General features: G+C 68.9%; 15 protein-coding genes and 1 pseudogene. 10 read left to right on the plus strand and 6 right to left on the minus strand.

All coding sequences use genetic code 11. From position 1 onward, the window contains the following. The 3 genes and pseudogenes from ACFWUU_RS39875 to dacB all read right to left on the minus strand — a co-directional run. A pseudogene (locus ACFWUU_RS39875) lies at positions 1-465 on the minus strand (hypothetical protein); the annotation flags it as partial. Continuing rightward, entirely contained in the window at positions 462-1,412 is a 951-nt protein-coding gene (locus tag ACFWUU_RS39880) for a GNAT family N-acetyltransferase (protein ID WP_380183825.1), read from the minus strand. The pseudogene ACFWUU_RS39875 and the gene ACFWUU_RS39880, both read right to left, overlap by 4 nt. 40 nt (positions 1,413-1,452) lie before the next feature. After that, positions 1,453-3,024 carry a D-alanyl-D-alanine carboxypeptidase/D-alanyl-D-alanine-endopeptidase gene (gene dacB, locus ACFWUU_RS39885; RefSeq protein ID WP_380183827.1) on the minus strand — a complete coding sequence of 524 codons (1,572 nt, stop codon included), beginning with the start codon at positions 3,022-3,024 and terminating at the stop codon, positions 1,453-1,455. 148 nt (positions 3,025-3,172) lie between these two features. Between dacB and ACFWUU_RS39890 the strand changes: the two genes are divergently transcribed. The 4 genes from ACFWUU_RS39890 to ACFWUU_RS39905 are packed head-to-tail and all read left to right on the plus strand — an operon-like array spanning position 3,173 to position 7,984. Then, complete coding sequence (locus tag ACFWUU_RS39890; protein WP_380183829.1) at positions 3,173-4,462, plus strand: family 43 glycosylhydrolase; 1,290 nt, start codon at positions 3,173-3,175, stop codon at positions 4,460-4,462. A 59-nt stretch (positions 4,463-4,521) separates the two neighbouring features. Next, positions 4,522-6,627 (plus strand): alkaline phosphatase family protein, encoded by a 2,106-nt coding sequence (locus ACFWUU_RS39895; RefSeq protein ID WP_380183831.1) that lies wholly within the window; start codon positions 4,522-4,524, stop codon positions 6,625-6,627. A gap of 14 nt (positions 6,628-6,641) precedes the next feature. Next, positions 6,642-7,406 carry an MBL fold metallo-hydrolase gene (locus tag ACFWUU_RS39900; RefSeq protein ID WP_380183833.1) on the plus strand — a complete coding sequence of 255 codons (765 nt, stop codon included), beginning with the start codon at positions 6,642-6,644 and terminating at the stop codon, positions 7,404-7,406. Further along, on the plus strand, positions 7,403-7,984 hold the full coding sequence (locus ACFWUU_RS39905) for a DedA family protein (protein WP_137254681.1): 582 nt from the start codon (positions 7,403-7,405) through the stop codon (positions 7,982-7,984). Before ACFWUU_RS39900 ends, ACFWUU_RS39905 begins: the two co-directional genes overlap by 4 nt. Here ACFWUU_RS39905 and ACFWUU_RS39910 read toward each other — a convergent pair. Beyond that, positions 7,970-8,611, minus strand: coding sequence for a TIGR03085 family metal-binding protein (locus tag ACFWUU_RS39910; RefSeq protein ID WP_380183835.1), 642 nt, complete (start codon positions 8,609-8,611; stop codon positions 7,970-7,972). The genes ACFWUU_RS39905 and ACFWUU_RS39910 overlap by 15 nt on opposite strands. A 93-nt stretch (positions 8,612-8,704) precedes the next feature. Here ACFWUU_RS39910 and ACFWUU_RS39915 point away from each other — a divergent pair, with 93 nt between their 5' ends. Both ACFWUU_RS39915 and ACFWUU_RS39920 read left to right on the plus strand, forming a co-directional pair. Then, positions 8,705-10,525, plus strand: coding sequence for an ABC transporter ATP-binding protein (locus ACFWUU_RS39915; RefSeq protein ID WP_380183837.1), 1,821 nt, complete (start codon positions 8,705-8,707; stop codon positions 10,523-10,525). Then, positions 10,522-12,318, plus strand: coding sequence for an ABC transporter ATP-binding protein (locus ACFWUU_RS39920; protein WP_380183839.1), 1,797 nt, complete (start codon positions 10,522-10,524; stop codon positions 12,316-12,318). Before ACFWUU_RS39915 ends, ACFWUU_RS39920 begins: the two co-directional genes overlap by 4 nt. A gap of 75 nt (positions 12,319-12,393) precedes the next feature. Here the strand turns inward: ACFWUU_RS39920 and ACFWUU_RS39925 are convergent, their stop codons facing one another. Beyond that, complete coding sequence (locus tag ACFWUU_RS39925; protein ID WP_137254685.1) at positions 12,394-12,702, minus strand: Fe-S cluster assembly protein HesB; 309 nt, start codon at positions 12,700-12,702, stop codon at positions 12,394-12,396. 104 nt (positions 12,703-12,806) lie between these two features. Between ACFWUU_RS39925 and ACFWUU_RS39930 the strand changes: the two genes are divergently transcribed. Then, positions 12,807-13,691, plus strand: coding sequence for a GNAT family N-acetyltransferase (locus tag ACFWUU_RS39930; RefSeq protein WP_380183841.1), 885 nt, complete (start codon positions 12,807-12,809; stop codon positions 13,689-13,691). Here the strand turns inward: ACFWUU_RS39930 and ACFWUU_RS39935 are convergent. Further along, positions 13,688-14,767 (minus strand): dipeptidase, encoded by a 1,080-nt coding sequence (locus ACFWUU_RS39935; RefSeq protein ID WP_380183843.1) that lies wholly within the window; start codon positions 14,765-14,767, stop codon positions 13,688-13,690. The two genes, ACFWUU_RS39930 and ACFWUU_RS39935, sit on opposite strands and share 4 nt — an antisense overlap. Positions 14,768-14,858: 91 nt before the next feature. On the opposite strand from ACFWUU_RS39935, the gene hisI reads away from it, so the two are divergent. From hisI to ACFWUU_RS39950, 3 genes are read left to right on the plus strand one after another with little or no spacing between them, the layout of a single operon-like run. Further along, positions 14,859-15,188 (plus strand): phosphoribosyl-AMP cyclohydrolase, encoded by a 330-nt coding sequence (gene hisI / locus ACFWUU_RS39940; protein ID WP_170989743.1) that lies wholly within the window; start codon positions 14,859-14,861, stop codon positions 15,186-15,188. Next, complete coding sequence (locus ACFWUU_RS39945) at positions 15,185-16,675, plus strand: anthranilate synthase component I (RefSeq protein ID WP_380183845.1); 1,491 nt, start codon at positions 15,185-15,187, stop codon at positions 16,673-16,675. Before hisI ends, ACFWUU_RS39945 begins: the two co-directional genes overlap by 4 nt. Beyond that, positions 16,672-17,202, plus strand: coding sequence for a Trp biosynthesis-associated membrane protein (locus tag ACFWUU_RS39950; RefSeq protein WP_380183847.1), 531 nt, complete (start codon positions 16,672-16,674; stop codon positions 17,200-17,202). The genes ACFWUU_RS39945 and ACFWUU_RS39950 overlap by 4 nt, the downstream gene beginning before the upstream one ends. Positions 17,203-17,224: the final 22 nt, after the last annotated feature.

The raw sequence follows: 17,224 nt of genomic DNA on the forward strand, positions 1-17,224 counted from the left end.
CTCCCGCCGCCCGCCGGCTGCGCCGGCGGGCGGCGTGGAGACGAGGGCGGAGCCTCCCGGGCGAGCGGGATGGGCCGAGCCGTCCGAGCCGGCGAGGGGATCCGCGCCGGCTGTGCTGGCCGGACCTGCCGGCACGGCGGAGGCCAGGTCGTGGGCTCGGTGTTCGGCTTGGTGTAGGAGCCAGTTGAGGATGGGTGGGGAGTCGCTCAGGATGTCGATGTTCAGTTGGGTGTTGCCGATGGGCATGGCGGTGGCTGAGCCGGCGTAGGTGCCGTGGGGGGTGAGGACTACCCAGCCGTCGGTTGCGAGGTTGATGCTGGGGTCGCGGAGGTAGTTGGCTACGTCTTCGGGGCTGTGTTTGGGGAAGCCCAGGAGGGCGGACGTGTAGGTCGCGGACTGGTTGGCGATCAGCTGCGCGTCTTCCTGCACCATCGGGCGGGACGTGTAGCCGGCGGGCAGGCTCATGCGGTGACCTCGCGTCGTAGGACCTCCATCACCAGCGTGGGTTGCATACCTACGGACAGGTAGACCCCGAGTGCCGGCGTCGGGTTGTTGGTGTCGACGTGGAGGATCGTGCCGGCCCGCCCGGCCGCCGCGTCGACGGCGAACTGGTCGCGGAGCAGGAACTTCGCCAGGCCCTTGCCGCGCGCCTTCTCCAGCACACCCAGCCGCCCGATGTACCCGCAGTTCTCGTCCTCGACGAACTGGTTCGTACACGACCGCATCGCGACGACCTCGCCGTCCAGTTCGAGCAACGTCAGCTGCGACCAGTCGAACGCCGAGAAATTCTCCTGCGCCGCCCGCCACTCCTCGAACGACCGCGGCGTGAACCCGAACTGCCCCTCGAAACTCTCATTCAGTACGGCGTGCCCCGCGCGCTGACTCGCCTCGTCCGGAGCACCCCGCCGTACCGTCACCCCATCCGGCACCACAGGCGCCGCGACCGGTACGTCGTGTTCGATCCGCATCCGGTGGAACGTCGTACCAGGCTGGAAACCGTAACCGGCAAAGCGATCCCGGCGCGCGGCATCCACCTGGTAGTTGACCGCGTCCACCTGGACCGACGAATGCCCGTACTCCCGCGCAAACTCCGCCGAACGCCGGAGGATCTTCTCGAGCAGATATGTCTCCACGCCGAGATCCATGGTGACGATGTCGAGATCCAACTGACCGTGGTCGCCCTTCCCGAAGACCGCGCCGTAGCCGACCATCGTCTCGCCCTCGAAGACCAGCCAGCCGTCCCGCGCAGGATCGAACCCGGGCTCGGTGAGCTGGTCCTCGGCGTCCTCCAGCGTGTAGTCGGCGAAGCCGACCACCGAGGTGTTGTAGTCCGACACCAGTTCGAGGAGCGCCTGCGCGTCCTCCTTCGTCGGTGGGCGGACGGTGTACGCGGATGGCAGTACGGCGGTCATGCACTCATGGTGGTGAACGACCGCCGTACTGTCGAACCGATTAGCAGGCCTTGTCCCACTCCAGGTCACAGGTTGTCTGAGCGGTCTTCAACGAAGGAACCGCCGCCGCCGGGGGAGTGCCCTGGTCGGACCACGAGGCGAGCGTGACGCCGACCGCGTCCTCGATCGAGCGTGGGCTGTCCAGGTAGTTGTTGCTGATCATCGAGAACACCAGCTTGCGGCCGTCCTTGTTCGACACGTAGCCGGACAGCGCCGTCACGCCGGTCAGCGATCCGGTCTTGCCGTGCAGGTTGTTCGCGGCCGGCGTGTTCTGCATCCGGCTGCGAAGCGTGCCGCCGACGAACCGTTCCGGGTTGCCCGCGATCGGCAGCGCGTCGTACCACTGCTGGAACCAAGGCTCCTTGCGCGCGGCGATCAGGATGTCGGTGACCGCGTCACCGGTCACGTTGACCTTGCGGGACAGGCCGGAGCCGTCGGAGAGCCGGATCCGGCTGGTGTCGACGCCGACGCTCTGCGCGTAGTTCGTCACCACGTCCAGCCCGGCGGGCCAGCTGCCGTCGGCCTCGACGACCGCGCCCATCGTCTTCACCAGTGTCTCGGCGTGCATGTTGTTCGAGAGCTTGAGGAACGGCGTGAGCAGCTCGCCGACCGTCATCGACTCGTCCCGCGCCAGCCTGGCCGCGCCGGTCGGGGTCGCCGCGTTCTTGATGTGGCCGCTGACGGAGATGCCCTGCGCGGTCAGCGCCCGCCGGAACACGTCGGCGGCGTACAGCTCGGGCTCCCAGACCGTCACCCACTCCTGGTCGACCGAGGCGCCGAGCGGCATCGAGCCACTCACCCGGACGACATTCGTGCCGTGGTCGCGCTCGACGTTGAGCGTGTTCGACGTCCCCGCGGCGCCGGTCGTCGCGGTGTTGATCACCTTCAGTACGCCGTTCGCCGGGACCATGTTCAGCTTCAGCGGCGCCCCGGCCTTGGCGCCGGGCAGGCTCTCGACGATCGCCGTACCGGAGTCGTAGTCGGTGTTCGGGGCGAGCGTCAGCGCGGAGATCTGGGCGTTGTAGTAGAACGGCTCGTCGTCCCAGGCCCAGCTGTCACCGAGCCGGACATGGTCGAAGTACGAGTCGTCCGCGATCAGGTCGCCGTCGACCCGCCGGACGCCGGCCGCCTTGAGCTGCTTGGCCAGGCCGACGTAGTCGGACTCCAGCGCGGTCGGGTCGCCGTACCCCTTCAGGTAGAGGTCACCGCGCAACTTCCCACCGCGGACGGGTGCGGTGGCGAGTACGTCGGTGTGGAAGCGGTACGACGGGCCGAGCACGTGCATCGCGGCCGTCGACGTGAACAGCTTGGTGTTCGAGGCGGGCAGCATCCGCTGGTCGCCGTTGCGGTTGTACAGCGTCTCACCGGTGGTCGCATCGCGGACCACAAGCTCGACCTGCGAACCGTCGTACCGGCTGTCGTTCAGCAGGCTGTCGAGCCGCTGCTGCAAAGCCGTCTCTTGTACTGCGGTCGGCGCCGCGGCCGACTGTCCCACCACACCACCGGCCACGGCGGCGACGGCAGCCACCGCGGCGACCAACCCGCGCCCCGACACTCTCGGTAAATGACTCACGAGACACTCCCTCAAACCAGGCGGAAAACAACTAGCCGGAGTCAACACCCCGCCTCCCTCAAGGTCCAGGGATTGGGGTCTCGCGTTTCAGGTGAATCGATGGAAAAGTTCCTCACACAGGTATCCGCCCCCACCTGAGGAGTCACCCATGCGACGACTTCTGGCGGCCTTGGTGGCCGCACTCACCCTCTCCGCGTTGCTGTCCGTGCCCGCCCACGCGGTCTCCGTCTTCCCGAGCCAGATCATCGGCGAGGACTTCCCCGATCCGGACGTGTTCCAGCAGAACGGCACCTGGTACGCGTACTCGACCAACAACGGCCGCGGCACCGTCCCGGTCGCCACCGCCCCGAGCGCGAACGGCCCGTGGACGATCCGCGGCGACGCGATGCCCGGCGGCCCGTCCGCAGCCTGGGCCCAGCCGGGCCGCACCTGGGCGCCGGACGTCTACCCGAACCCGGACGGCACGTACACCCTCACCTACACCGCCTGGCACAAGGCCTCCGGTCACCAGTGCATCGGCGTAGCCACGGCGACCTCACCGCTCGGCCCGTTCCAACCGGTCGGTACGACGCCGTTGATCTGCCCGGTCGACCTGGGCGGCGCGATCGACCCCAACACGTTCGTCGCCAACGACGGCACCCGCTACCTGGTCTGGAAGAACGACGGCAACGCGATCGGCCAGCCGTCGACGCTCTGGCTCACCCGTACGACGGACAACGGCCGGACCCTGGTCGGCGGCAACACCGCGATGCTCACGTCGAGCGGCGTGATCGAGGCGCCGGACCTGGTCCAGCGCGGCAGCCAGTACGTGCTGTTCTTCTCCGGCGGCGGCTACACCGACTGCAACTACCTCACGTCGTACGCGACCTCGCCGAGCCTGAGCGGTCCGTGGACAACGGCGTACCGGCCGCTGATGACGACGGCGACCTTCGACAACGCGGTCTGCGGGCCGGGTGGCGCGGACTTCGTCGACAACGAGGTGTTCCTGCACGGGTGGGTCGGCAACCAGCGGCATCTGTACGTCGCGGACCTCGGCTGGGCCAATGACTACCCTGTAGTCCGCGGGAGTCGCGTCCGGTACGAAGCTGAGCGCGGCACGCTCAACCACTGCAGCGTCCGCGCCAACGCCGCCGGTGCGTCGGACGGCAAGGTGGTCGCGTACATCGACTACGCCGACTCCTGGGTCGAGAACACGGTCTTCGCCCCGGTCGCCGGCAGCTACACGCTGCACGTTGGCTACGCCAACGGATCGGCCTCCACCGCGAGCCACGGTCTCGTTGTCAACGGCAACAACGCGGGCGCGGTCAGCTACCCGGTCACCGGCTGGGACAACTGGCATGAGAGCTCTGTGCCGGTCACGCTCAACGCCGGCTGGAACACGATCCGGTTGACGAAGGGCGATCAGTACACGGAGGTCGACTACCTCGAGGTGCAGTAAACCCCTCGGCCTGACCCCGTAGTCTCGTACTGGCAGATTGCACTACGGGGAAGCGGGCGATGGCGAAACCACCAGAACAGGTGTACGACGACCGGCGGCGGCGACCGGTGTGGCTGGATCTCCGCCGTACCGGTCGCGGCCTGCAGGCGATGTTGTACGGCGGTCTCGCGTCGCTGATCTCGCTGGTGATCACGTTCTGGACGCTGCCGCAGATCAGCAGCGACGGACGGCTGCCGATCTTCCGGCTGGTCGTCCTGCTCGCGGTGTTCTCGGTGCTGATGCGCTGGATCCTGGCCGGCATCGCGGTCCTGATCGGCTCGCTCGGCGTACTGATCGGCGGGCTGCTGTCACAGTTCGGAGTCGTCTACCTGGCGATCACCGTCGACCCCGGGGTGAACCTGCACGGCGGGGTCGAGGCGCCGGTGCTGGTGGCGATCTGGATGTCCTCGATCAGCGCTTTCGTCGGCTGGGTCGCGTACGCCGGCAGTGACGACGCGTACGTCGCCGAGGTGATGCGGGTCGTGCACCGCCGGGCCCGGCGGATCGAGCCCGCGCCGAAGACGGGGCTGCTGATCATCCAGATCGACGGGCTGTCGGCGCCGCTGCTGAACTGGATGGTCCTGGCCGGCAACCTGCCGAACCTCGGCGGCTGGATCCGGGACGGCCACCACTCGATGCTCGCCTGGCACACCGGCGTACCGGCGACGACGCCCGCGAGCCAGGCCGGGATCCTGCACGGCGGCTCGAAGTACATCCCGGCGTTCCGGTGGTACGAGAAGGAGACCGGCCGGGTGATGGTCACGAACCGTGGCCGGGACGCGGCCGAGCTCGAGGAACGGATGTCGACCGGGCGGGGGCTGCTCGCGGACGGCGGCGTCAGCATCAGCAACAACTGGTCCGGCGACGCGGACAAGTGCGAGCTGGTGTTCAGCCGGGCCGCCCTGCCGAACAGCCGCAGCCGCGGGTACGTCCGGTTCTTCTCCAGCCCGCAGGGCGCCGCCCGCGGGCTGATCCTGTGCGTCGCGGAGATGATCAAGGAGCTGCACCAGGCTCGGCGCCAGCGGGTCCGGCATCTGGTGCCGCGGGTGAAACGCGGCGGCGGGTACATCTTCCTGCGCGCGATCACCAATGTCCTGCTCCGCGACCTGAACGTCTCGCTGATCACCGACGAGCTGGTGAAAGGTACGCCGGTGATCTACTGCGACTTCGTCGACTACGACGAGGTCGCGCACCACGCCGGACCGACCCGGGCCGAGTCGCTGCAGACCCTCGAAGGCCTGGACCGGGTGCTCGGCGCGCTGAAGCGGATCATCGACATCCTGCCGCACTCGTACGAGATCGTCGTGCTGTCCGACCACGGTCAGAGCCAGGGCTCGACGTTCCACCAGCGGTACGGCCGGACGCTGACCGAGGTGGTCGACGACCTCGTCGACACCACCAAGGAGCCGGTCTCGGCGGTCGGCAAGTCCGAGGGCTGGGGGCCGGTGAACGCGTTCCTCACCGAGCTGTCGATGCGCCGCAGCGTGGCCGGCTCGGTGACCCGGAAGGCGCTGCACGTGAAGAGTGGTGAGGTCGAGCTCGGTCCGAAGGACTGCGAGCCGCCGGTCGCCGCCGACGAGCAGATGGTCGTCACCGCATCCGGCAATCTCGCATTGATCTACCTCGCCACCACGCCAGGTCGGGTGCCGTTGGAGGAGATCGAGCTGCTGCACCCGAAGCTCATCCCGGGCCTCGCGACACATCCCGGCATCGGGTTCGTCGTGGTCGACTCGCTTGCCGAAGGACCGGTCGCGATCGGTCGGGCCGGGGTCCACGTACTGCGATCCGGCCGGGTCGAGGGGGAGGACCCGCTGACGCCGTACGGCGAGCTGGCGCCGGCGTCGGTGCTGCGGCAGGCAGAGATGGCGCACAACGGGGACCTCGTCGTGGTCAGCCGGCTGGACGACTACACGCACGAGGTAGCGGCGTTCGAGGAACTGGTCGGATGCCATGGCGGGATCGGCGGATGGCAGACCGATGCGGTCCTGGTGCACCCGTCGCGGTGGGAGCTGCACGATGCTCCCGTAGGCTCCGACGCGGTCCACGAGGTGCTGATCGGCTGGCTGGAGCAGCTGGGGCATCGCAAGGACCTCAAGGATCCGGTCGAGTCGAAGGTCGAGGCTTAGAGCGTGCGAATCACATGCGAGTGACATGGTGGGGGCACGCCACCACCACCATCGAGGCGAACGGTACGAGGCTGCTGACCGACCCGGTGCTGACGTCGAGGATCGCGCACCTGCGCCGCCGCCGCGGTCCGAACCCGTCGCCCGAGGCGGGGCGCTGCGACGCGGTCCTGGTCTCGCACCTGCACGCCGACCACCTGCACCTCACCTCGCTGCCGATGGTCGCGCCGGACGCCGCGCTGGTGGTGCCGCGCGGTGCGGCGAAGCTGATCCACGCCGACAGCGGACCGGCGTACTCCGAGCGGTGCATCGAAGTTGCTCCGGGCAATCAAATCAAGATCGGGTCGCTCGAGATCACCGCTGTCACCGCTCATCACGACGGCCGGCGGCTGCCGTGGTCGTCGTACTCCGCTCAGGCGATCGGCTACCGGATCGACAGCTCGCCGAGCGTCTGGTTCGCGGGCGACACGGATCTGTACGACGGGCTGGCCGCGGAGGCCGGGCAGGTGGACCTCGCGCTGGTGCCGGTCGGCGGATGGGGGCCGTCGCTCGGGCCGGGGCATCTGGATCCGGTCCGTGCGGCCGAGGCGGTGCGGCGCGTGGGTGCTTCCACGGCGGTGCCGGTACATTTCGGGACGTTCTGGCCGATCGGCTTCGATTGGGTCAAGCCGGAGTTGTTCCTGCCACCGGGGGACAGGTTCCGGGCCGCGATGGCCGAGGTGGACCCCGCGGTGAAGGTGAAACTATTGGTGCCAGGTGAATCGCTCGAGGTGTCTGGATGAGTGGGGACACCAAGTTCGACGTCTGGTACTTGTTCGCGTTGGCGGGGGCGGTGCTGATCGGGGCGGTGCTTCCCGTGCTGCCGACGGGCGCGGCGGTGTCGGCCGGCGCCGTACTGGCGTCGCACAGCAATCCGATCGGGCTGGTCGGAGTACTGATCGCGGGCGCGGCCGGGGCGTACGTCGGCGACTTGATTGTGTACGCCGGGTGCCGGTTCGGCGGCGAGCGGTTGGCGAAGCGGGTCGGATGGCTGCGGGACAACGCGTCGCTCGACGCGCTCCGGGTGCGGCTGAAGGAGCATGAGATCGGCGTACTGCTGACCTCGCGACTCATCCCGGGCGGACGCGTGCCTGTGCTGCTCGCGGCCGGGCTGGCCGGGTACCCGTGGGAGCGGTTCGCGCTGGTCGACCTGACCGCGTCGTCGCTGTGGGCCGCGGTCTACATGGCGATCGGACTGCTCGGTTACGCGCTCTTCGACGAGCCGTGGCAGGGCGTGCTGGCGGCGATCGTGCTGGTCATCCTCACCACCGTTGTCAGCGGCCTGATCCAGCGCGCCCGGCGGAAATCACACCCCGAATGACGCGTTGCGGAGCCGTTCCATCGCCTCCGCCTCGCCATCGAGTTCGACGTCGGCAACCTGCTGCCGCCCGAAGCAGAACAGCACGAGCTCACTCGGCTGACCCGTCACGGTGACCGAGCCGAGCTCGGTGGGCCGTTTCGCGACCGACGTCGTGCCGTCGGGCAGCCTGAGCACCAGGCCGCTCGGCGACTTCCGGTTCATCGACTTCGACGCCAGCCGGACGGTCTTCCAGAGCCCGTTCTGCTGGTCGGCCGGCAGCGTGCGGACGTCCCAGGTCGGTTGCGCGCGGCGTACGTCCTCGTGGTGGACGAAGTACTCGGCCGTGTTGAACTGGGCGCCGAGCTTGGGCAGCGCGTAGATCGACACCGGCGGAGGGCCGTTGCGGATTTTGTCGACCACCTCGGCGAAGCTGTAACGCTCTTTCGCGCGTTTCATTCTCCGCGCGGTGGTGTCCGACAGCGCCGGGATCATGATCCCCGGACCGGCCATCGGATCGGCTTCCCGGACGTACAGATGGACCGCGAGGTCGTAGGTGTCCCACCCCTCACACAGCGTGGGCTGATCAGGCCCCAACTGGTCGAATAGGTCACTGAGCGCAAGTCGTTCTACCCGGCTGTAGTCGGTCACAACTCGATCGTAGTTGTCGGGTGGGAGTGGCAGAATGTCAATCGTTGTCATGCCTGTGTCCCACGTTTGCACCTGATTGCCCTGGAGTGTGTCTTGCCTGTCCCGAAAGTCCCAGACAAGGGCAGCGTCACCCGCCGGGGGTTCGGGGTGCTGCGGGTCGCGATCTGGGAGGAGCCGGGCATCTTCGCGCTGTCCGTGCTCGCCAGCATGCTGTACGGCGGGATGACCGTGGCCGGAGGCTGGGCTCTCGGCTGGTCGACCGATCACGTGATCCGGCCGGCGTTCGAGAGCGGGGAGACGACCGGCGGGGCGCTCGCCACGCTGATCTCGCTGTTCATCGGGATCGCGATCCTGAACGCGATCGGCGTGGTGGGGCGGCGCCTCGGGGCCGGCGTGATGCAGTTCCGGCTGCAGGCGACGTACCGGCGGCGGGTCACCCGGCAGTACCTGAAGCTTCCGCTCGAGTGGCACCACCAGCACTCGACCGGCATGTTGCTGTCGAACGCGAACGCCGACGTGGAGTCGACCTGGTTCGTGATCGCGCCGCTGCCGATGGCGATCGGCGTGATCGCGATGCTGGTGTTCGCGACGATCGCGATGTTCGCGGCCGACGTGTGGCTGGCCCTGGTCGGGTGCCTGGTGTTCCCGCTGGTCTTCGTCGCGAACGTGATCTTCCAGCGCTACCTGCAGCCGCTCGCGACCCGCGCGCAGCAGCTCCGCGCCGACGTCTCCGAGGTCGCGCACGAGTCGTTCGACGGCGCGCTAGTGGTGAAGACGCTGGGGCGTGAGGCGGCCGAGACCGAGCGTTTCCGCGGCCCGACGAACGAGCTGCGCGACGCGAACATCGCGGTGAACAAGGCCCGCGGCATGTTCGACCCGGTGATCGACGGTCTACCCAGGCTGGGCGTGCTCGCCGTACTGCTGGTCGGCGTCGGGCGGGTGCGGTCCGGTGGTGCGGATGCCGGTGACGTGGTGCAGGTGGCGTTCCTGTTTACGCTGATCGGGTTCCCGATCCGCGCGCTCGGCTGGGTGCTCGGCGAGCTTCCGCGGTCGGTCGTCGGTTGGGACCGGGTGCAGCGCGTGCTCACCGCCGAGGGCGGGATGGAGTACGGCGAGGCGCGGCTGAAGTCGACGAAGGCGGCCCGGTTGCAGGTGGCCGGCGTCCGGTTCGGTTACCTGCCCGAGCGCGACGTACTCGCCGGGATGGACTTCACGATCGAGCCCGGGCGGACGGTCGCGGTCGTCGGGCCGACGGGGGTCGGCAAGTCGACGCTGACCACGCTGCTGACCCGATTGGTCGACCCGGAGCAGGGTGCCGTCAAGGTCGACGGTGTCGATCTGCGGGACCTGGCGCGGGACGAGCTGGCCGGCTCGGTCGCGCTGGTGGCACAGACCGCGTTCCTGTTCGACGACACGATCCGCGGCAACATCACGCTCGGTGGCGAGTACAGCGACGACGACGTCTGGGACGCGTTGCGGATCGCGCAGGGCGACGGCTTCGTGAAGTCGCTGCCGGACGGACTCGACACCAAGGTCGGCGAGCGCGGTACGACGCTGTCCGGCGGGCAGCGGCAGCGGATCGCGCTGGCACGTGCCCTGGTACGACGGCCGCGGCTGCTGATCCTGGACGACGCGACGAGCGCGGTCGACCCGCAGGTCGAGGCACGCATCCTGGCAGGGCTGCGGACCGCCGTACAGGACGACGCCGGGGCGGCGACGACCGTGCTGGTGATCGCGTACCGGAAGGCGACGATCTCGCTCGCCGACGAGGTGCTGTTCATGGACGACGGGCGGATCCAGGCCCACGGCACGCATACCGAACTGCAGGCGTCGACTCCCGCTTATCGGGACCTGGTCGATGCCTACGAGAAGGACGCCGAGCGTCGCGAGGAAGAACTGGAGGCGTCGGCGTGAGCGCCGCGGAAGCGAGTCGGTTGGACCACGGCGACAACGCAGGTGGTCTGCAGACCCTCAAGGAAGGTCTCAAGGTTTCGCCCGAGCTCGCCCGTGGGTGGTGGGTGACCGGGATCCTCGCGTTGACGATGACGGCCGGGCGGATCGTCGTACCGATCGCGGTGCAGCAGACGATCGACAAGGGGCTGTCCGGCGCCGGCGGTCCGGACATGTCGTACGTCGCGTGGATGTGTCTCGTCTGCGCGCTCGGCGTGATCCTGACCGCGGGAGCGTCGTACCTGACGACTGTGCGGCTCGCGGTCAACTCGGAGTCCGGGCTGGCGACGATGCGGATCAAGGCGTTCCGGCATGTGCACGACCTGCCGGTGCTGACGCAGAGCACCGAGCGGCGTGGCGCGCTGGTCAGCCGGGTCACGTCGGACGTGGACACGGTCTCGCAGTTCCTGCAGTTCGGCGGGTTCATCTTCATCGTCAGCCTCGGGCAGATGGCGCTGGCGACCGTGGTGATGTTCTTCTACTCGTGGCAGCTGGCGCTGGTCGTGCTGCTCTGCTTCATCCCGCTGTTCGCCAGCCTGAAGTACCTGCAGCGCGCGATGTCGGCGGCGTACGGCGTGGTCCGGGCGAAGGTCGGCGAGATGCTGTCCGCGATCTCGGAGCCGGTCGTCGGCGCGCAGGTGGTCCGCTCGTACGCGATCGAGAAGCGCACGCAGGACCGGATCGACGCGTCGATCGAGGACTACCGCAAGACGGCGACCAAGGCACAGGCGATCACCGGTCTGACGTTCTCGATCGGCGGTCTTGCAGCCGGTCTCGCGAACGCGGGCGTGCTCACGGTCGGCGTACTGCTCGGGGTCGACGGCAAGGCGACGCTCGGCGAGCTGCTCGCGTTCATGTTCCTGGTGTCGCTGTTCTCGGATCCGGTGCAGATCGCGACGCAGGTGCTGACCGACGCGCAGAGTGCCTTCGCCGGTTGGCGGCGGGTGCTCGGCGTGATCGCGACGCCGGCCGACGTCGTGGATCCCGGTGCGGACGGCGTGACGCAGGCTCGCGGGCCGATCACGGTCGAGTTCGACGATGTCGATTTCGCTTATCCAGAAGGCGAGCTGGTACTGCGCGATGTCGCCGTACGGATCGAGCCGCATCGACGGGTCGCGGTCGTGGGCGAGACCGGATCCGGGAAGACGACGTTCGCGAAGCTGCTGACCCGGTTGATGGATCCGACGTCAGGTGCGGTCAGGCTCGACGGGGTGGACGCGAAGGACATCTCGTTCGAGTCGCTGCGCGAGCGGGTGGTGATGGTGCCGCAGGACGGGTACCTGTTCGACGCGTCACTGGCCGAGAACGTACGGTTCGGCCGGCCCGAGGTGACCGACGCGGAGCTGGTCACGGCATTCGAGTCGCTCGGGCTGACGGACTGGCTGGAGTCGCTGCCGGACGGGCTGCAATCGCCGGTGGGGCAGCGCGGCGAGTCGTTGTCGGCGGGGGAGCGGCAGCTGGTCGCGCTGGTCCGCGCGAACATCGCGGACCCGGATCTGCTCGTGCTCGACGAGGCGACCTCCGCGGTCGACCCGGGCACCGAGGTCCGGGTCAACGCGGCGCTCGAGCGGCTGATGGCCGGGCGTACGTCGGTGACGATCGCGCACCGGCTGTCGACGGCCGAGGCGGCCGACGAGGTACTGGTGTTCGACGACGGCGAGATCGTCGAACGCGGACCGCACGCCGAGCTGGTCGGCGCCGGTGGCGTGTACACGCATCTCCACGACAGCTGGATCGCCCAGCGGAGCGCGGTCTGACCCCCTACTGGTAGAGCCCTGAACGCCGGCCGGGATCTAAGGGGGGTCGATCCCGGCCGGCGTGCTCAGGTGGGATCAGGGGGTCGGTGCGGTTCCGGCGCCCGGCTGCGGCACCAGCAGGAACTCGACACCGCCCTTGTCGTCGACCGCCGCGTCCAGGATCTTGTCGTCGAGCGCGTTCGCGGCGTTGTGCTCGAGGAATACCCGTGCACCCGCCTCCTCGACAACCTGGTCACCCGGTTGCGGAGCCTCTGTGGTGGTCACCGCGAGTGCCGGATCCGCCGGGTTCTCCTGCGAGATCCGCACCCCGGCCCCTTCCGGCGCGCCTTCGACCCCAGTGATGCTCTTGATCACCAGCGTCGCGTTCTCAGTCAGGGTCAGCACAGCCACTCCATCCGTCGGTTAACACTTGAGTCCGTCCCGTGCCCGCACCGCAGAATCACAAACCTGTGTGCGAACTGTCCGGGCCATGGTGTGAGATCGGGGGTATGGCGATTGCTTTGAGTACGGCGGGGACCGGTGAGCTGAGCGAGGTTGTGGGGGTGCTGCGGGACTGGAGCCGCGACGGGCTGCCGTTGCAGTTGCATCCGGGGGATCTGGGGTGGTTCTGGCGGTTCGGGGCGGATGCGACGGCGGCTGCTACCCGGATCTGGCGGCGGGACGGGGAGATCGTTGCGGTGGGGATGCTCGATGAGCCTGACTGGCTGCGGATGTCGATCGCGCCGGAGCTGCAGCGGGACGACGAGTTGGCGCGGCGGATCGTCGAGGATGTGTCGACGCCGGCGACCGGCGTACTGATCGAAGGCCAGGTGGCGGTCGAGACGCCGATGGGGGCGCTCGTGCAGGACCTGTTGTTCAAGGACGGGTGGGATGCGGACAAGCCGTGGGTCCCGCTGCTGCGGAGTCTGAGCGGGCCGGTGCCGGATCCGGGGATGCGGGTCGACGTCGTCGGTGCGGAGGACGCGCACGAGCGGACCGCCGTACAGCGGGCGTCGTTCGACGGGTCGACGTTCACCGACGACCGCTGGTTCGCGATGGCCGACGGTGTGCCGTACGCCGATGCGCTGTGCTTGATCGCGCGTAACAAGACCGGTGAGTCCGTTGCCGCCGCGACCGTGTGGTCAGCCGGGGAAGGGCGTCCCGGCTACATCGAGCCGATGGGCGTGCACCGGCTGCATCGCGGGCGCGGATACGGCACGGCGATGGTGCTCGCGTGTGCTCGTGCTCTGCAGGAGCTGGGCGCGTCGAGCATCTACACCTGTACGCCGGCGTCCAACGACGGCGCGGTCGCGACGTACCAGGCCGCCGGTCTGGAACCGCTGCCCGAGATCAGGGCGCAGAACCGCAACGTCCAGGACGCCCAGGACGCCTAGGACGCCGCCACGTCGTCCGCGGCCCGGAGCACGCGCAGGATGTTGCCTCCGGCAAGCTTTCCGAGGTCCTCGCCGCTCCAGCCGCGGTCGGCCAGCGCGTCGAACAGCACCGGGTACGACGACACGTCGGGCAGCTCGACCGGGAACTCCGGGCAGCCGTCGTAGTCGCCGCCGACGCCCATGTGGTCGATCCCCGCCACCTCGCGGATGTGTTCGACATGCTTGACCACGTCGGCGAGCGTGATGTCGGGTCGCGGTACGCCGTACAGCTTCTCGACCTCCTCGCGGTGTTCCTTGCCCTCGAGCCCGCGTTCCTTGGCCAGCGCGCGCATGCCGTCGAGCCAGTCGACGTACGCCTGCGAGACGAAGTACGGGACGAAGGTGACCATGCAGACGCCGTCGTTGGCGGCGAGCGTCTCGAGCACGTCGTCGGGCGCGTTCCGCGGCACGTTGCAGACCGCGCGGGACGAGGAGTGGCTGAAGATCACCGGCGCGCCGGTGACGCGGAGCGCGTGCCGCATGGTGTCCGCGGAGACGTGCGAGAGGTCGACGAGCATGCCGATCCGGTTCATCTCGCGGACGACCTGCTCGCCGAAGTCGTTCAGCCCGCCGAGCACCGGCTCGTCGGTGGCCGAGTCCGCCCAGGACACGTTGTTGTTGTGCGTGAGCGTCATATACCGCACGCCGAGCTCGCGCATCACCCGCAGTACGCCGAGCGACTCGCCGATCGAGTGGCCGCCCTCCATCCCCATCAGCGAGGCGATCCGGCCGGCCTTGATCGCCGCGTCCACGTCATCGGCCGACGACGCGAGCTGCAGGTCCTGCGGGAAGCGCTCGACGAAGCGCAGGACGAAGTCGAGCTGCTCGAACGTACGCCGTACCGAGTGCTCGTCCTGCGGCACCCACAACGACCAGAACTGGGCGCCGACCCGGCCGGCCCGCAGCCGCGGCAGGTCCGTGTTCAGCTCCGGGACCGATCCGGCCAGGTCGTGCGCGTCGAGGTCGTAGTTGCACAACTCGTAGAACGCGATGGGCAGATCGTTGTGGCCGTCGATCACCACGTACTCACTCGTCATCCCGCCATCTTGTCAGCCCGTGGTCAGCCTGTGGTCGGCCCGTGGTCGGCCCGTGGTCAGTGCTGCCGATCAGATCGGGGACAATGGGTCGGTGAACATCGACGAGTTGACCTTCGACGCGGCGGGGTTGATACCCGCGGTGGTGCAGCAGTACGACACGCGCGAGGTCCTGATGGTGGGCTGGATGAACGCCGAGGCGGTACGCCGTACCGCGGAGACCAGGCGGAGCACGTTCTGGTCCCGTAGCCGGCAGGAGTACTGGGTCAAGGGCGAGACCAGCGGCCACCGTCAGCATGTGAAGCAGATCCTCGTCGACTGCGACGCCGACACCCTGCTCGTCCTCGTCGACCAGGAAGGTCCCGCCTGCCACACCGGCACCCGCAGTTGCTTCGAGCACGGCGAGATCGAGGTGGCGGCGTGACGATCCCGGAGCTGGAGACGTTCCGCGAGTACGCGAAGGACCGTCGGGTCATCCCCGTCACGCGGCGCCTGCTCGCCGACGCCGAGACGCCGATCGGTGTCTACGGCAAGCTTGCGGCCGAGCGGGAAGGCACGTTCCTGCTCGAGTCCGCGGAGAACGGCGGGGTGTGGTCACGCTATTCGTTCATCGGCGTCCGCTCCGCCGCGACGCTGACCGAGCGGGACGGCGAGGCCGTCTGGACCGGCAACCCGCCCGTCGGCCTGCCGCAGACCGGTGACCCGCTCAAGGCGCTCCGCGAGACGCTCGAGATCCTGCACACGCCGCGGCTGCCCGACCTGCCGCCGCTGACCGGCGGCATGGTCGGCTTCCTCGGGTACGACGCGGTCCGCCGCCTGGAGCGGTTGCCCGACACAACGACCGACGACCTCGGCCTGCCCGAGCTGACGTTCCTGTTCGCCACCGACCTGGCCGCCCTCGACCACGAGACCGGCGAGATCTGGCTGATCGCGAACGCGGTCAACTGGGACGACTCCGACGAGCGCGTCGACGAGGCGTATGCCGACGCCGTCCGACGGCTCGACGCGATGGAGCGCGACCTCGCGCAGCCCACCCCGTCGTACGTCGTCCGCGCCGACCGGCAGGCGCAGCCCGACCCGCACCGGCAGCGCTCGAGCGCGGAGTACCGGGAGGCCGTCGAGCACGCCAAGGAGGAGATCCGGGCCGGCGAGGCATTCCAGATCGTGGTCTCGCAGCGGTTCGAGCTGCAGACCACCGCGAGCGCGCTGGACATCTACCGGGTGCTGCGAAGGTCGAACCCGAGCCCGTACATGTACCTGGTCCGCCTCGACGGCTTCGACATCGTCGGCTCGAGCCCGGAGGCGCTGGTCAAGGTCACCGAGAACAAGGTGATCCTGCACCCGATCGCCGGCACCCGCCGCCGCGGCGCGACGCCGGAGGAGGACCACGCGCTCGAGGAGGAGCTGCGCGCCGACGCCAAGGAGCGCGCCGAACACCTGATGCTGGTCGACCTCGGCCGCAACGACGTCGGCCGGGTCTGCGCGCCGGGCACCGTCGAGGTGGTCGACTTCATGACCGTCCGGCGGTACAGCCACGTCATGCACCTGGAATCGACGGTTACCGGGCAGTTGGCGGCCGGCAAGACCGCGTTCGACGCACTGACCGCGGCGTTCCCGGCCGGAACGTTGTCCGGGGCACCGAAACCGCGGGCGATGGAGATCATCGACAAGCTCGAGGTCACCCGGCGCGGCGTGTACGGCGGCGTGGTCGGCTACCTGGACTTCGCCGGCGACGCCGACACCGCGATCGCGATCCGGACCGCGGTACTGCGCGGCGGGACGGCGTACGTGCAGGCCGGCGCCGGGATCGTTGCGGACTCCGACCCGGCCTCGGAGGACGCGGAGTGCCGGACCAAGGCGGCCGCCGTCCTGAACGCGATCGCGGTCGCGGGAACCTTCAGCGACGTATGAAACCTCAACGGATAGTCGACCTGCTGGCCCTGGTGGCGCTGGTGCTGCTCGGCCTGTCCGGCTACCTGACCTGGGTCTCGGCCAACCCGGGCAACGGCCGCGCCGACGTGGTGTTCAACGGCTACACGATCACCAAGGCACCGGTCACCCTGGCCCTTGCGTCGGTCGTCGCCGTGGTCGTCACCAAGCTCGCAGGTACGGCGCTGCGCCGGGTGCTGGGCGCACTTGTGGCGTTGTTGGGCGCGATCGCGGTCGTCGTCGGGCTGTTCGTGCGACCCGATGGTGCCGAGTTGAGCAGGCTGCGGCCCGAGCTGAGCGACGTACTCGCCGACCAGGTCACGCAGACTCTCGGCGTGGCGCCCTGGTTCGCGCTGGCCGGCGGGATTGCACTGGTCGCAGCGGGGCTGATCACCGTGCTGACGGCGCATCGGTGGCGGCGACCTACGGCACGATACGAGCGTGATCCGGCTGCCTCACCGGCCGATCAATGGAAGGCGATCGACGCCGGGGAGGACCCGACTCTCTGATCGCGGCGGGCTACCGCCACAA

The sequence above is a fragment of the Kribbella sp. NPDC058693 genome, assembly GCF_042715335.1.
In the GTDB taxonomy this organism is placed as follows: Bacteria; Actinomycetota; Actinomycetes; order Propionibacteriales; family Kribbellaceae; genus Kribbella; species Kribbella jiaozuonensis.

What these genes read in the sequence shown, in the direction of transcription:
- ACFWUU_RS39880 (WP_380183825.1), bottom strand. Translation starts at nt 1,412, where the DNA reads ATGACCGCCGTACTGCCATCCGCGTACACCGTCCGCCCACCGACGAAG.
- ACFWUU_RS39890 (WP_380183829.1), top strand. Translation starts at nt 3,173, where the DNA reads ATGCGACGACTTCTGGCGGCCTTGGTGGCCGCACTCACCCTCTCCGCG.
- ACFWUU_RS39905 (WP_137254681.1), top strand. Translation starts at nt 7,403, where the DNA reads ATGAGTGGGGACACCAAGTTCGACGTCTGGTACTTGTTCGCGTTGGCG.
- ACFWUU_RS39935 (WP_380183843.1), bottom strand. Translation starts at nt 14,767, where the DNA reads ATGACGAGTGAGTACGTGGTGATCGACGGCCACAACGATCTGCCCATC.
- ACFWUU_RS39950 (WP_380183847.1), top strand. Translation starts at nt 16,672, where the DNA reads ATGAAACCTCAACGGATAGTCGACCTGCTGGCCCTGGTGGCGCTGGTG.
- ACFWUU_RS39900 (WP_380183833.1), top strand. Translation starts at nt 6,642, where the DNA reads ATGCGAGTGACATGGTGGGGGCACGCCACCACCACCATCGAGGCGAAC.
- ACFWUU_RS39930 (WP_380183841.1), top strand. Translation starts at nt 12,807, where the DNA reads ATGGCGATTGCTTTGAGTACGGCGGGGACCGGTGAGCTGAGCGAGGTT.
- ACFWUU_RS39895 (WP_380183831.1), top strand. Translation starts at nt 4,522, where the DNA reads ATGGCGAAACCACCAGAACAGGTGTACGACGACCGGCGGCGGCGACCG.